Origin of the sequence: Cupriavidus sp. Agwp_2 (assembly GCF_040784895.1) — a bacterium.
Taxonomy (GTDB): Bacteria; Pseudomonadota; Gammaproteobacteria; order Burkholderiales; family Burkholderiaceae; genus Cupriavidus.
The window spans coordinates 213,965-227,992 of record NZ_CP088085.1 but is presented as its reverse complement, the minus strand read 5'-3'; the positions used below and the strand labels follow the sequence as shown (position 1 = coordinate 227,992).

The following is a 14,028-nucleotide window of genomic DNA, read 5'->3' as shown; positions in this document are numbered from 1 at the left end:
CCCTGCCTGCACCACACCGCCAAAGTTGCTGGTCCCGGTTAAATCCACAGTTCCGCCGCCAGCTGTATCCAAGGTGATGGTCCCCCGAATATCCTCCCGGTTTATGGCATTGACGATCAGCGTCGAAGGCCCATTCACAAAAAAAGCTGTTGACCGTATTGCCGAGGCCGCTGTCGGCGAAGCAAAGCTCAGGGTTGCTCCGTTCGAGATGGTCGTCGGCCACGTATAAGAAATGGAGCCTAGTGAAAGCGTGACGTTACCGGCGGACTATCGAACTGGGCTAGCTCGGGGACCGGCGTCCTCACAACGGCATCGTTAATCCCTGCGGTCGAGGTAACAGTGCGGTCACTGCAGCAGCGAAGTGGCATCAAGTCATCAATGCCGCAAACCCCTGCAGCAAGCGCTCAATGTCGTGCGCCTGGATATGTCCCATCGTGGAGATCCGGAATAGTTCGTTCGACAGCTGCCCCTGCCCTGCGTAGATCACAAAGCCGAGCGCTTTCAGGCCGTCGTGCAGCTGCGTGTACGACAAGCTCGCCGGCAAACGGTAGGCGCGCAGGACGACGGAGGACTGGTCCGCCGGCAACGCGCTTGCGATGCCACGCAATTCAAGTCCCGCGCGCACTTGCTCGGCCAGGGCCGCATAGTGCGCGTGCCTGGCGGGCTGGCCGCCGCTGTCGTCGAGTTCGCGCAGCGCTTCCACCAGCGCGTAGTAGGCGTGCACGGACGGGGTGAAGGGAGTGTTGCGCTGATCCTGCAGGCGTGCCAGCCGGCCAAGATCCAGGTAGTAGGTCCGGCTTTCGGCCTGGGCCAGCGCGTCGCGCCGCGCGATCACGAAGGCGACCCCCGGCACGCCGTGCAGGCACTTGTTGGCAGTGGCGGCCACGGCGGCAATGCTGCCGCCGAAGTCGATCGCCTCGGCCCCGAAGCTGCTGACGGCATCGACCAGCAGGCGAACGCCGCGCTGGTGGCAAACGGCATCGAGCGCGTGCAGATCGTTCAAGCGCCCGGTGGTCGTTTCATGGTGGATCACCGCCACATGGCCGATGGTACGGTCCGCGTCGAGCATGGCGGCCAGCCGCTCGGGATCGGGCGCCTGCATCCAGTCATGTCTGATCACCTCGTGGTCGATGCGGTATTGACTCGCGATCTGCGTCATGCGCTCACCGTACACGCCGTTCTCGACAATGAGCAGCTTGCCGCGCGCGGGCACCAGCGCGGCAATCATGCTTTCGACTGCTGCCGTGCCTGACCCGGTCATCAATACCGCGGCCCATTCTGCAGGGTCCAGCCGGTAAACGTCGAGCAGCCGCGCGCGCGCCTCGTCCTGCAAATCGAAGAATTCACTTTCGCGATGGCACAGGTCGGGCTGCAGCAGGCTGCGGCGGACGCGCTCGGACAAGGTAACCGGGCCGGGGTTGAGCAATAGCATCAGTTCTCTCCGAGATCAGCGCCGATGTGGCGCGCGAGGCGGAACTTCACTTCCGCGGGGGTGATGGTGGGCCGGGGCAGGCCATCCGGCGTGCCGGCGCGTATCATCAGCCGCACGAAGCGCGAGCCGGCAGCGGGCGCACCCGGCTCGACAGGTGCCGCCGCAAGCCTATCGTCAAGCAGCTCAAGGCGGTCGCCTTCGACCACCGAGCGATAGCCGCAAGCCGCCGCCACGCCGGCGAACGACACATTGGGCGACACCGTGGCCTGTGCGCCGGTCGAGTCGTGCGCGCCGTTGTCGAGCAGCACGTGGGTGAGGTTCGACGGGCCGTATGCGCCCAGCGTGGCGAAGTTGCCCATGCGCATCAAGGCGGCGCCGTCGCCATCGATGGCGACCACATGCAGGTCCGGCCGCACCAGCGCGAGGCCGAGCGCCAACGACGCCACGCAACCCATCGATCCCACCATATAGAGCTGGTTTGGCCGGTCATCGAGCGCATACAATTCGCGGCCGCAGAAACCGGTCGATGCCAGCACCACCGTCGAAGCGGCCGGCGTATGCGCGATCACGCGCTGCAGGGCCTCGCGACGCGAAGGCAGTGCATCCAGCCCCCCTCCCCGCCATTGCGTGCGCACCTCGCATCGCGCACGCGGCGCGGGTCGATCCTGCGGCTTGAGCGCAAAGGGCGCGACACTGCCCTTTTGCATGACCAGCGCGTAAGGGCGTCCGGTCGCGTCCATATGCGCCAGCGCGCGGTCAAGCGCCGGGCCGATGGCGGCCGCATCGGTCGGGAACAGCTCCCAGGGTATCTCCATGGTGTCGAGCATCGCAGGCGTGACCGGGCCCATCAGCGCGTGCTGCGGCTCGTCCGCGGTGCCCGGTTGCCCTCGCCATGTAACGATCAGCAGTTGCGGCAGCCGAAACGTCCAGGTCAGCGAAGTGAGCGGGCTCACCGCATTGCCAAGGCCGGAGTTCTGCATCATCGTGATGCCGCGCTGCCCCCCACTGGCCCCGAGCGCCACGCCCGCGATCAGCGCCACCGCGTCGCCTTCGTTCGCCGACGAGACGTAGTGCAGCGATGGATCCTGCAGCACGTAATTGATGAAGGGAGTGAGGTACGAGCATGGCACCCCCGCATACCAGGAGAAGCCACGCGCCAGCGCCGCCTCGATAAACTGAGCCGCTTCGATCATGGGCGATTCTCGCTGCTGGTTGCGCCCTGGGCGATCGGCAGCCGGGCATGCGCGAACTCGCCAGCGCGCTGGTAGTCCTCCAGGTCGTTCACGCTGCGCCAGTGGCCGTGCACATACTTCACGTCGATCTCCTCGCCTGCATCGATCAGGGCGTTGAGCAGGTCAGGCATGTCCAGCGTGTCGAAATCCGCTCGCGCACGCAGGCCGGCAAGGGTCTGCTGCAGGGCCTCGCGCCCGGCGCCGCGCACGCACAGCAGGCCAATCCAGCGTCCCTGCGGGGCCTGACCGCCAGTGACCGCCACTTCCCGCGCCTTGTTCGAGACGTGCCGCAGCAGGATCTTCTGGCCGAACAGGGCGCGATCGTCGGGCGCGGAGCAGTAGGCGAAATCGCGTACGCTCTGATTCGACGGTTGCGTCTGCGACGAGTCGACCACCACGCTGAAGCGGGACTCGCTCTCGAACAGGTCGCGCAGGAAGTAGCTGCGAAAGAGCAGGTCACCGTAGGCGATCACGGTATCCGTATGCAGGCCGTCGGCCGCACACGCAAGCGACGCCAGTTCGCCGGTACTCGCGTGGCGCTCGTTGCGCACAAGCTTGACACCCGTGCTCTGGATCGCATCGGCACGATAGCCGCCGACCACGGTGATGTCGTGGATCCCTTGCATCTTGAAGGCGTCCACCAGCCAGCGCAGCAGCGGCTTGCCCGCGACCGGAAGCATGACCTTGGGCCGCTCGGCGGTCAGCGCGTCAAGCCCTTCACCCCGGCTCGCCGCCAGCACGACCGCGGCGCCGAGCGCCTCGGTTCCAGACAGGTACAGCCGTTCGGCGGCGGAATACTCGTCGGCATCCTGCAGGCGGAAGATCTCGCTCATCGGCGCGATACGGTCCTCGACATGGACCAGCGTCTGGGTGTCGTGGATCTCCGTGGCCACCGCCTGCATCGACGATGCCGCGGCACGGATCAGATGGTTGGCCCAGATCACGACGCTGATGCCGGCCTGGCGGAACACCTCGGTGGGGGTGCTGTAGTACTTGGTCGGCACGATCACCAGCGGAGCGCGGCCGGCCCACTCGCGTGCGAACTCGAGGATCTCATCCGGCCGCGACAGCTTGCTGTGGATCAGGATCGCGTCGGCACCGGCCTGCCGATAGGCTTCGGCCCGGCGCAAGGCCTCGTCCATGCCCCAGCCCGCGATCAGTGCTTCCACGCGCGCGACGATCGAGAAATCGGCATCCGCCTGGGTATCCTTGCCGGCCTTGATCTTGCCGCAGAATTCGTCGATGGTGGCCAGCGGCTGGTGTTCGCCGTCGATAAAGCTGTTGGTCTTGGGAAACTGCTTGTCCTCGATGCACAAACCCGCGATGCCGCGCTGTTCGAGCTTCCTCACCAGGCGCCGCACATTGTTGAAGTTGCCGTAGCCGGTATCGCCGTCGACCAGGATCGGCAAGCCGCTGGAGTCGGCCATGAATTCGAGCGTGTCGACCACCTGTGTCCAGCTTGCCTCGTTGTTGTCGCGCACGCCGAATTGCGCCGAGATCGCCAGGCCGGAGGCCCAGATGGCCTTGAAGCCTGCTTCGCGCACAATCCGGGCCGAGAGCCCGTTGTGGGCCTCCATCATGAATTCAAGTTCGCTGCCCACCAGCAACTGGCGCAGCGCGGCGCAGCGCGACGCAGTGGGCACAGCCAGATCGCGTGCGTTCATGGCGTGACTCCCGAGGTGACTCCAGATTGGCGCTGGAGTTGCGGCAACACTTCATCGCGCGCGCGCACGACGTCGCCCGGGAAGTCGATCTCGAGCCAGGGCGCACCGGTGACGTCCGCGATCTCGAAGGCATGGCCGCCCTCCAGCAGCAGATCGCGCACGGCTTCCTCGTGCGGCATCTTTTCCTGGTTGCGCCCGACATACCCCGCGACGATCTGCGCCAGGCGGCGTGCAGTCTGCTCGCTAAATCGGAAGAAGCCGACCGACTCGCCGATCGTGTCATACTCCAGGCCCACCGCGACCTGCTTGCGCAGCTCGACCGGAAGGCCGTCCCGCAGGCAGAGCTTGACTGGCTCGTCGCCGGTTTCGAAGTCGCGGTCGATCAGCAGGCGGTTGACGCTGTCGCCGGCGACCAGCGCGGCGAGAATGCGCTCGTCGTAGAGCACGTCGGCGTCCATCAGCAGCACGTCGCCGCCGCGCGTGAGCGCGTCGGCGACGGTGTGCACGGTCAGGACGCTGCCGAGCTCGTAGCGCGGATTCAGAACGATTTCAGGATCGGGCAAACGTCCGATCCGGTCGAGTTCGGCCTTGACCTGTTCAGGCTGGAAACCGAGCGCTAGCACGACCTCCGTGACGCCCGCCGCGTCCAGCATGCGTAGATGCCGTTCCAGCAGGGTGATGCCATCGAAGCGCAACAGGCACTTCGGGAATTGTGCTTCTGGCGGTTGCTGCAAACGCAGGCCAAGGCCCGCGGCAAGAATAATCGCTCGCATATTTCTCCGCTCCCATGCAAACCGCCATCAATCTGTAGCCGGCACACCACCCATGCTTCGCCGCCGGTGGTTTCGTTCACTCCAGTACAAATACAGAAGCCCGGGCGCGCCAAGCACGATTTCCCGGGCGCGCTTGATCAGCGACAGCGCCAGCGCCGCGTCGGCAGGCAGACCCACCAATGGCGCGAGCAGCAGGTAGCCAGCCTCCTGGGCACCCAGCGAGCCGGGAATCGCAAACGCGGCGCCCCGGATCGCCTGCCCGGCGCTCTCCAGCAGCAACGCGTCGAGCCAGCTGACGGGATGGCCGAGAAACCGCAGGGCCAGCCACACCTCCCCGGTGCCGACCAGCCAGCCCACCAGGCTCAGCGCGAAGGTCGCGGCGACCTTGCCGGGCGCGCGATAGGTCTTCCGCACGGCTGCGTCCACGGCATCGGCACGCGTCGTCAGCGCAGACCAATCGCGCTTTCCCGACAATCTCGACAGCAAGCGCAGCACGCGCCCAAACAGGCCGCGCCGCTGCGCCACATAGAACCCGAACAGGCACAGCGCCAGCAGCGCGGTGGCGGCAATGGCCGGCAGGCGAACATCCTCGCCCGCGCCGCTCGCCGTTGACGCGCCGAACAGCACGAGGCCGAGCACTGCGAACACCAGCTGCGCGATCGCTTGCATCGTCGTGCTGACGGTGATCGCCGCGGCAGCGTCGCGCATGCGCGCACCGCGTTGCGCAAGATGGCGCACCATCACCACCGGACCACCCAGCTGTCCGGCGGGCAGCAGGCTGTTCACGGACTCGCCCACCCAGCGCGCAAGCAGCGCGTCGCGCATGGCGCGATGCCCGGCGTGGCGATCGAACAGTACGAAAATGGCACCTGCATCCAGCGCCAGCGGCAGCAGGTGAAACGCCACCACCACCAGGCTCAACCACCCCGCCGACATCAGCGTCGATGTCACCGGGCCGAATCCGGTATAGGCAATCAGGGCGACAAAGAGCGCCGCGCCGAGCGACAGCGAAATCATCGCCGCACGCGTCATGCCCGGGGTTGCTGGCCCTTGGCCAGCCGTTTGAATACTTGCCGGAAGCCGAAATACGCGAGCGCGTCCTTCATGTTGGAGACGAAACGCAGCCAGGGCCGCATGCCCGGGTCGGTGACGTATTCGAAGGTCAGCGACACCCGCATCTGGTTCGGCCCGAGTGGCGTGATGCGGTGGCGCAGCTTGTCGCCATCGAAGAAAACGAGGCCACCGGGGGAAATCTGTACCGACCCCGCTTGCACGGGCACATCGGGCTCGCGCGTGTGCAATTCGTAGTCGAGACGGCACGACGATTCGTCGATCACGCCGAACAGCAAGGTGTAGCGCCGGCCGTTGTAGTAAGAGGTGTCGTAATGCCAGCCGATATGGTCGCCCTCGCGCGTGTAGTAATAGAGCGCGTAGGCATGCGGATCCTGCTCGGGCGAAGGCAGCAGCTGCTCGCCGCAGATCTGTTCGAGCCAGCCGATCAGCGCCTTGGACCGATAGAGCTGCGCGATAAAAGGCGCGTGCTGGTCGATCGTATGGCGACTGACGCTGCCGCCCTGCTTGTGGCCTGGAAGATAATTGCGATTGATCCGGTCTTGCAAGGCCTGGGCGCTGGCAACCAGCCCTTCCGTGACTTCGTCCGGCAAAAACTCGCCCACATGCAGGAACGCACCCTGGCGCTCGAATTCCGCGCGCAGCGCGCTGTGCCCGAGTGTGCCAACACGTACGGCCACAACTGCATCGGGATCGGCACGCGCGTCCGCAGGGTCGGCGAACGGCTGCTGCCGCTCGCCCGGCACGGTGAGAAGATCCCGGTCCGCTTCGGCTTGTTCGCTCATCGGCGCCTCATGGTCTGGTAGACGCTGTAACGGGGCGAGTGCGCCGCACGACGCGCCAGTAGTCGATGAACACCCATGCCGCGAACAAGGGCGCGCCGATCGACGCCGCCGTCAGGAACGGGGCGACGGCACTGCTCAGTGTCACAAGTGGCAGGAGGTAGAGCACATCCTCCGTCTCGAAGCCACCGACCGAGGCCTGTTTGGTGGCGGTCTTGCCAGCGAGCGCTTCGATGCGCATGCGCAAGAAAAAGATCAGCGCCACGGCCACGCCCGCCACGCTGCCGCGCATGACCGCTGACACCGCGGCGTCCTGAAACTGGCCCGAGACGCCAATCCCCATGCTGACGAAGAGCAGGATAGTGACCGCTGCGTCACTGGAAAGATCGTATAAATGGCCTAACTTGCTGGATTTCCCGCTGATCCTCGCGAGTTCTCCGTCAGTGTGGTCAATAAAATTGGAAAGCACGACCAGCAGCGCACCGCCATTCGCCCAGGCGAAGCCGCCTTGCGCGAGGCACGCCGCGCCGGCCATGCCGGTCAAAAGCCGGAGGGTGGTCAAATGATTGGGCGTAACCCAGGAATCCTTGAGCGGTTCGACAAGCCGTCGCGCCAGGCGTGCGTCCCATGTGCGCGGAGATGGCGGCGGTGCAGGCGGGCCCATTGGATTGCTGCTCATCTTGCAAATCCCCCGCGGCAGGAAATGCGACATGGCCAGGACTGCAGGGCCAGTTCGCGTGTTTTGCTTGGCAGTATTTCGATCTGAAGGATCAAGGTCTATCGCGCGCGGGATTCCGCGCCGCAGTCGCGTTCAGACACTGCGACCGCAAGCCCCGGGCCAGGTGCCGTCCCTTGGGTGCACAAGACAAGTGCACTCCGGCCTTCATTGGCGTTAATGATAGACGTGATTCCGACAAGCTGTCGAGGCAGCGTGCTTCTTCGCCCCTGCCATCCGCTGGGCGATCTGCAAGAGTTTTCCCAAGGGTTTATACTACGTCTGTCTCCTCCCTTTCTCCTAAGGGATTCGTGCCCGCCCTTGACGCGGGCTTTTTTTTCGCCTGCTTCAGGAGCGGCCTGGCGGGGCTGTGTCGGCCGTATCCGTCGTGAGCGTCGACGGCGGACAAAGGTTCTGCCGGCGTCCGGCCTCCTCCATTCAGGCATTCAAATAACCTCCAGCAGTCCGCAAACTTTTGCTCTGCGGGCGCTAAGTTCAGCTCTGTCTATCGGCATGTCGTCGGCGCGACTGATGTCGGCTCAGGATTTGCAGAGCATGGCGCTGCACAAGGAAGCGATCCGCCTGATTCAGGTGAATGATCAGGGCCCGCACACTTTGCGCTTTCCCTAACTGTCCCGAAATGTCAAATATTTGCCCCCGAATGTTAAGACGCTTTGCATCGACCGCTCATACTTCTGGCACGACTTCCGTCGTCAATGGCACCCAATTCCAGCCCACACCCATAACGGGGAGACATCTATGCCAATCCGCCCTGCCCTGAACTGCGTGCGCCGCGCCGCCGTCTGCGCCGTCCTGGCCCTGTCCATGCCCGTCGCCATGGCATGGACCAACAAGCCGGTCCGGGTACTGATCCCTGCGCCTGCCGGCGGCACCATGGATGTGCTGGCACGCGTGCTGTCAGAAGCGCTCACGGCGGAACTGGGCCAGCCCGTGGTCGTCGATAACAAGCCCGGCGCCGGCGGCAGCATTGCGATCAACACCATGCTGGCGGCGCCGGCCGACGGGCAGACCATCCTGGTATCGACCACCAATGTGCTCACGGAGATCCCGCATGTAATGAAGACGTCCTTCGATCCGATGAAGGAAGTGAAGCCCGTGGCCGCGGTGGCGAGGTCGACCCTCGTGCTGGTCGGATCGACGAGCCTGCCGCCCAAGGACCTGCCAAGCCTGGTCAGCTATGCGAAGGCCCATTCGGGCCAGCTCAGTTTTGCTTCCTACAGCGCGGGCACGGTCGCCCACTATGCCGGTCTGATCATGAACCAGAAAGCTGGCATGGATCTGCAGCACGTGCCTTTTGCCGGCTCTCCGCCTGCGCTGACACAGGTCATGGGCGGACAGATCGCCGTGATGTACGACGGCATGGTGACCTCGCTGCCGATGATCAAGGCCGGCAAGCTGCAGGCCTATGCCTTGGCCGCGAAACAGCGCTCGCCGCTGCTGCCGCAAGTCCCGACCTTTGCCGAACTGGGCTATCCGGACATTGACTTCAACAACTGGGCGGGCGTGTTCGTATCGTCCAAGGTGCCGTCAGACGTGGTCCAGAAAATCCAGGCTGCCGTCTACAAGGCGGCCTCGACGCCCAAGGTGCAGGACCGGATTCTCGGGCTCGGCTTCGAGACCGTGTCAGCGCAAACCCTTGCTCAGCTTGGTCAGGGCTTGCGCACCGAGTACGATCGCAATGCCGCCATCGTGAAAGCCAATAACATCCAGCCCTGACGGTCCGCGGCTCCGGCGGCGTTGGCTGTTTCCTTCCTGCCGGAGCTCGCTTTAGCACCCGCTTCATAATGAAGAAAAGTGCGCGAAGCCTGCTGCCAGGCCGCAGGGCTAGGCGTGGCCTCCGACCGTGTCCGGTCGGCCCCTCCTCCCCGATCCCCATCGCCACCCGCTTGCGCAATGTCCCCAGCGGTCACGGCAATGCCCCCTATCATCAAGCGCCAAGCCGACCGTCTGCCTAGAATCGGCACACATACCTCACGGCACCGCGCACCGCGCACCGCCGCCCCTCGGTCCGCCGAAACTTGCAGGAGCTTGCTTTGCCTCTCACCCATGCCCTGGACTATGCCGACACCCCCGAAGAGGTGGGGCTGTCCGCGCGGCGGCTGCAGGCGATCTCATTGGTGATCAATGCGGATGTCGACCGGCGCAAGATCCCGGGCGCTGTCGTGCTTGTTGCGCGCAAGGGCCGGATCGCCTGGTTCGAGGCGTTTGGCTTCGAGCATGCGGATACCCCGTCGCGTCCGATGCAGCGCCATTCGGTCTTCCGCATTGCAGCGATGACGCGGCCCGTCGTCGGCGTGGCAGCGCTGATATTGATGGAAGAAGGCCGGCTGGCCCTGAACGACCCGGTCGAGCGCTACATCCCCGAGTTCGCCTGTCTCCAGGTCGGTGTCGAGTCGGTCGATGCGAACACCGGGGAGCGCCGCCTTGCGCTCGAACCCATGCGCCGCGCCATGACGGTTCACGACCTGTTCCGGCACACCTCCGGTCTGACATACGGGCAATTCGGCGATTCGCTGGTGCAGCGCCAGTATCGCGAAAGCGGCCTGATGGATCCCGGACAGACCAATGCCGAGATGGTCGCGAAGCTGGCGGCCATCCCGCTGCAATGCCAGCCGGGCGAGGTGTTCGAATATGGCATGTCCACCGACGTGCTTGGCCGCATCGTCGAGATTGTCTCGGGCATGGACCTCGCTCACTTCGTCGCGGAGCGCGTGACGCGGCCACTGCGCATGCATGCAACAGGCTTCCGGTTGATCAGGCAGGACGGCGCGGGCCTGGCGCTGCCCTCCGGCGCATCCGGCAAATCCACCGCCCTGTTCGACTACGACGAACAGAATCCGCCTCGCTGGCATTCCGGGGGCGCCGGCCTGCTGTCCACGGCTGGCGACTACGCGCGCTTCTGCCAGATGCTGCTCAACGGCGGTGTGCTCGATGGCGTGCGCCTGCTTTCCAGGAAAACGGTCGAATTGATGCTGGGCAACCATCTGCCTCGGTCCACGCGCTTTGGCGGTTCGACAACAGGGCTCGGCATCAACGCGCCGTTGCCCGATCTCGGCCAGGGCCATGGCCTGACAGTGGGCGTACGCACCTCCCCGGGCTTGAGCCCGGTGCCGGGTTCCGTCGGCGATTTCTACTGGGGCGGCGCGCTCGGAACCTATTTCTGGGCGGATCCGCAAGAGCAGCTGCTCGCCATCCTGATGCTTCAGGAAAACGACCTGGCGACGCGTGTCGGATACCGGTCCCTCTTGCGCAACCTCGTCTACGGCGCGCTGGAAGACTGAGCAGCGAGCGCATTACGGCGACCGTCGGTGCGGCCCGCGCACACGGCGCCAGGCAAATATTTTGGAGGAGCAAGCATGAAGACAATGAACCGGCGCTGGATCCTCAGGCAGCGCCCCGTCGGCGATATCGGCGACAACGACCTGCAGCTCGTGGAAGCACCGCTGCCGCGACCGCGCGACGGCGAGATCCTGGTGCGCAACATCTATCTGATGGTGGCGCCGACCAACCGCGTCTGGATGAGCGATATCGACCAGTACATGGCCCCGGTGGCGCTGGGCGAGGTGATGCGCGGCGTCACCATGGGCGTCGTCATGGAGTCCCATCACCCAGACTTCAGGCCTGGCGACATTGTCGAAGGCGGCATGGCGTGGGAAGAGTATTCGGTAACGAGAACGGCCCGGCGCGTCCCGGTGGAATACGGCCTGCCCTTGCATGCCTATGCGAGCGTGCTGGGCAACTCCGGCATGACGGCCTATTTCGGCATGCTCGACATTGCCAGGCCCAAGGCTGGCGAGACCATTGTGGTGTCGGCCGCCGCGGGCGGCGTCGGCTCGATCGCCGGCCAGATCGGCAAGATTCTCGGCTGCCGGGTGGTGGGCGTTGCGGGCGGCCAGAGCAAATGCCGGTTCGTCACGGAAGAGTTTGGCCTGGATGCCTGTGTCGACTACAAGGCGGGCAACGTGCTTGCCGATCTTCGCGCCGCCTGCCCAAACGGCATCGACGTCGATTTCGAGAACGTGGGCGGGGACACCATGGATGCCGTGCTGGCTCTGATCAATCCGGGTGCCCGCATCGCCCTGTGCGGGATGATCTCGACTTACAACGCGAGCGGTGACTGGTGGAGCCCGAAAATGTTCCGCAACGTCATCATGAAACGCGCCCGCATCGAAGGGTTCCTCATTGCCGACTACCGCCCGAGGTTCCACGAAGCCGTGGAAGTCATGGCGAAATGGGTCAGGGACGGCCAGCTCAAGTACCGGGTCGACATTATTGATGGCATCGAGCAGGCGCCCGCCGCCCTGAACCGCCTGTTTACCGGCAAGAACATCGGCAAGCAGCTAGTCCGCCTTGCCCCGGAATCCGTGATCGGCTGAATGCCGCGCCCCTCAGCCCCCCCGCCCCTCAGCCCTTACCTGCGACATCCATGATTCATCCAGACATCGACAGCAACGATCCCCCGCCAGACACCCGACCCCGCCTTCATGACTTCCAGGGCAAGACGGCAATCATCACAGGCGCCGCCTCCGGCATCGGCCTGGCACTGGCCAATACACTCGCGGCGCGCGGTGCTGACCTTGCGCTGGCCGACATCGACGCACACGGCCTTGACGCTGCACGCGAGCGGCTCGCATCGACCGGCAGGCGCATCTGCACGCGCGTACTGGATGTTTCCTCCGATGCGGAGGTACGCGATGCGGCGGCGGAGTTCGCGGCGAAACTGGGGCGCATCCACCTGGTCTTCAACAATGCCGGCATCGATATGAGCGGCGAGCTGGCATCGCTGTCCGAGCAGGACTGGACCCGCGCGTTCGGCATCAACGTGTTTGGCGTGATTCACGGCATCCGTCATTTCCTGCCACTGCTGCGCCGGCACGGCGAGCCGGCGCATTTCGTCAACACTGCGTCAGGCGCGGGCTTCTGGGTGAACGGCGACTTTCCCATGGGCGCCTACGCCGCCACGAAGTACAGCGTGGTGGCCCTCTCCGAGGCGCTCGAGCAGGAGCTTCGCGGCACCGGCATCGGTGTATCGGTGCTTTGCCCTGGTCCAGTAAAGACCCCCATCGCCGAACGCTCGCTCCATGCCAGCGATTCGTTCAGGGCCAGCGTTGCCGCAGGCACGGCTCCGGAGCTGGTGGCCGGCCAGGCGCTGGAGGCGATACAGGCAGGCGAGTTTTACATCTTCACGCCAACGCGCATGCGGCCGCGCGTGGAGGCGCGCTTCGCGCGAATTCTCGATGCACTGGAGCGCGCGCCCACCATCGTCACCTGAGTGCCGACGACATGATCAATCTCACTGCATGCCACCGCTGCGCCATGCACTGGGGCTGCAGCCAAAATGGTCGCGGAACCAGCGTGAAAACGCGCTCTGCATCGAAAACCCAAGCAACACCGCCACATAGCTGACCGGGCGTTCCGAATGCCGGAGATACTGCACCGCCAGCGAGACACGGACCTCATCGAGAATGCTGCTGAAAGTCGAGCCTTCCTGCAGCAGCTTGCGGTGGACCGTGCGCCGGTCGACGCCAAGCTGGCTGGCGACGCGCTCCACACTGCAGTTTCCCGAAGGGAGCAAGGAGAGCACCATGCGCCGGACCTTTTCGGCCATGGACAGGGTCGCATGCGCAGTCAGTGAGTCCAGATAGGCATGCGCGTACTGCGCCAGCTCCGGGCGCGCGGAGCACGGCACTGCCTCCAGGTCCTTCTGCTCGCAGACAATGCCGTTGAAGTCGCAGCCGAAATCCACGGACCGGCCGAACACGCGCGCGTGGGATGCCGGATTGCCTGGGGCGCCATGCGCAAGGCAGATACGCCGCGCGCGCCACCCCGGACCGATCAGTTCCTGAAGCATCCGGTAAAGCGCAACCACTACCATCTCGTCGGCCTGTCGTGTCGACCCGGAATGCTCGACCATCAGCGACACGCGGATGACAAGCGCGCCCTCCCGTTCTTCCACGCCGAGGAACAGAGCCTCGCTGTGCAGCGTGATGTAGCGCACCATCGCACCAAGCGCCTCCCGCAGCGTCCGCGAGTCTCGCACGGCCATGCCGAGGGGCCCGAGAACCGAGAGTTGACGGCCCTCCCCCAGGCGCAGTCCGAAGTCTTCGGCATCTGAAGCTGCCGCGGTCATTTCGAGAAGCCGGCAGACTGTGCTGGCGCAAACCAGGTTGTCGCCGGCGTCCAGGCAGCTTGGCGGCAGCCCTACTTCTGCCAGGATCCGCAAGGGATCCGCGCCAACCGAGCGGGCCACCTCGGTATAGCGCGACAACGTGGCACTGCGGACTAGACGGCTCACGGGCCTCCTTGCACGGGCAGCGGCTGCAAGGCATGGCAGCCGG

General features: G+C 65.1%; 12 protein-coding genes. 4 read left to right on the top strand and 8 right to left on the bottom strand.

Going from position 1 to position 14,028, the window contains the following annotated elements; translation table 11 throughout:
* Nucleotides 1-367 precede the first annotated feature (367 nt).
* From LPA45_RS31305 to LPA45_RS31275, 7 genes are read right to left on the bottom strand one after another with little or no spacing between them, the layout of a single operon-like run.
* Entirely contained in the window at nucleotides 368-1,432 is a 1,065-nt protein-coding gene (locus LPA45_RS31305) for a 2-aminoethylphosphonate aminotransferase (protein WP_116323383.1), read from the bottom strand.
* Entirely contained in the window at nucleotides 1,432-2,625 is a 1,194-nt protein-coding gene (gene aepY, locus LPA45_RS31300) for a phosphonopyruvate decarboxylase (protein WP_317923084.1), read from the bottom strand. Before aepY ends, LPA45_RS31305 begins: the two co-directional genes overlap by 1 nt.
* The gene (gene aepX, locus LPA45_RS31295) at nucleotides 2,622-4,328 is read right to left on the bottom strand and encodes a phosphoenolpyruvate mutase (RefSeq protein WP_317923085.1); all 1,707 of its coding nucleotides are present in this window, start codon (nucleotides 4,326-4,328) and stop codon (nucleotides 2,622-2,624) included. The genes aepY and aepX overlap by 4 nt, the downstream gene beginning before the upstream one ends.
* Nucleotides 4,325-5,101: a phosphocholine cytidylyltransferase family protein gene (locus LPA45_RS31290; protein ID WP_317923086.1), complete on the bottom strand. Its 777-nt coding sequence runs from the start codon at nucleotides 5,099-5,101 to the stop codon at nucleotides 4,325-4,327. The genes aepX and LPA45_RS31290 overlap by 4 nt, the downstream gene beginning before the upstream one ends.
* Nucleotides 5,102-5,128: 27 nt before the next feature.
* Nucleotides 5,129-6,133: a flippase-like domain-containing protein gene (locus LPA45_RS31285; RefSeq protein WP_116323387.1), complete on the bottom strand. Its 1,005-nt coding sequence runs from the start codon at nucleotides 6,131-6,133 to the stop codon at nucleotides 5,129-5,131.
* The gene (locus LPA45_RS31280; protein WP_233528437.1) at nucleotides 6,130-6,957 is read right to left on the bottom strand and encodes a 2OG-Fe(II) oxygenase; all 828 of its coding nucleotides are present in this window, start codon (nucleotides 6,955-6,957) and stop codon (nucleotides 6,130-6,132) included. Before LPA45_RS31280 ends, LPA45_RS31285 begins: the two co-directional genes overlap by 4 nt.
* Nucleotides 6,958-6,964: 7 nt before the next feature.
* Nucleotides 6,965-7,633 carry a CDP-alcohol phosphatidyltransferase family protein gene (locus tag LPA45_RS31275; protein WP_317923109.1) on the bottom strand — a complete coding sequence of 223 codons (669 nt, stop codon included), beginning with the start codon at nucleotides 7,631-7,633 and terminating at the stop codon, nucleotides 6,965-6,967.
* A gap of 795 nt (nucleotides 7,634-8,428) precedes the next feature.
* Between LPA45_RS31275 and LPA45_RS31270 the strand changes: the two genes are divergently transcribed.
* From LPA45_RS31270 to LPA45_RS31255, 4 genes are all read left to right on the top strand, one after another.
* A complete protein-coding gene (locus LPA45_RS31270; RefSeq protein ID WP_116323388.1) occupies nucleotides 8,429-9,406 on the top strand; it encodes a tripartite tricarboxylate transporter substrate binding protein in 978 nt (325 codons plus the stop codon).
* Between the two features lie 317 nt (nucleotides 9,407-9,723).
* Nucleotides 9,724-10,971 (top strand): serine hydrolase, encoded by a 1,248-nt coding sequence (locus tag LPA45_RS31265; protein ID WP_367395328.1) that lies wholly within the window; start codon nucleotides 9,724-9,726, stop codon nucleotides 10,969-10,971.
* Nucleotides 10,972-11,046: 75 nt separating this feature from the next.
* Complete coding sequence (locus LPA45_RS31260; protein ID WP_317923088.1) at nucleotides 11,047-12,066, top strand: NADP-dependent oxidoreductase; 1,020 nt, start codon at nucleotides 11,047-11,049, stop codon at nucleotides 12,064-12,066.
* 50 nt (nucleotides 12,067-12,116) lie between these two features.
* Entirely contained in the window at nucleotides 12,117-12,962 is an 846-nt protein-coding gene (locus LPA45_RS31255) for an SDR family oxidoreductase (protein ID WP_116323391.1), read from the top strand.
* A gap of 21 nt (nucleotides 12,963-12,983) precedes the next feature.
* Here LPA45_RS31255 and LPA45_RS31250 read toward each other — a convergent pair whose 3' ends face one another.
* A complete protein-coding gene (locus tag LPA45_RS31250; RefSeq protein ID WP_317923089.1) occupies nucleotides 12,984-13,958 on the bottom strand; it encodes an AraC family transcriptional regulator in 975 nt (324 codons plus the stop codon).
* Nucleotides 13,959-14,028 lie beyond the last annotated feature (70 nt).

Coding starts and splice junctions, on each gene's coding strand:
- LPA45_RS31260 (WP_317923088.1), top strand. CDS start 11,047: ATGAAGACAATGAACCGGCGCTGGATCCTCAGGCAGCGCCCCGTCGGC.
- LPA45_RS31270 (WP_116323388.1), top strand. CDS start 8,429: ATGCCAATCCGCCCTGCCCTGAACTGCGTGCGCCGCGCCGCCGTCTGC.
- LPA45_RS31290 (WP_317923086.1), bottom strand. CDS start 5,101: ATGCGAGCGATTATTCTTGCCGCGGGCCTTGGCCTGCGTTTGCAGCAA.
- LPA45_RS31285 (WP_116323387.1), bottom strand. CDS start 6,133: ATGACGCGTGCGGCGATGATTTCGCTGTCGCTCGGCGCGGCGCTCTTT.
- LPA45_RS31275 (WP_317923109.1), bottom strand. CDS start 7,633: ATGAGCAGCAATCCAATGGGCCCGCCTGCACCGCCGCCATCTCCGCGC.
- LPA45_RS31255 (WP_116323391.1), top strand. CDS start 12,117: ATGATTCATCCAGACATCGACAGCAACGATCCCCCGCCAGACACCCGA.
- LPA45_RS31305 (WP_116323383.1), bottom strand. CDS start 1,432: ATGCTATTGCTCAACCCCGGCCCGGTTACCTTGTCCGAGCGCGTCCGC.
- aepX (WP_317923085.1), bottom strand. CDS start 4,328: ATGAACGCACGCGATCTGGCTGTGCCCACTGCGTCGCGCTGCGCCGCG.
- aepY (WP_317923084.1), bottom strand. CDS start 2,625: ATGATCGAAGCGGCTCAGTTTATCGAGGCGGCGCTGGCGCGTGGCTTC.
- LPA45_RS31280 (WP_233528437.1), bottom strand. CDS start 6,957: ATGAGCGAACAAGCCGAAGCGGACCGGGATCTTCTCACCGTGCCGGGC.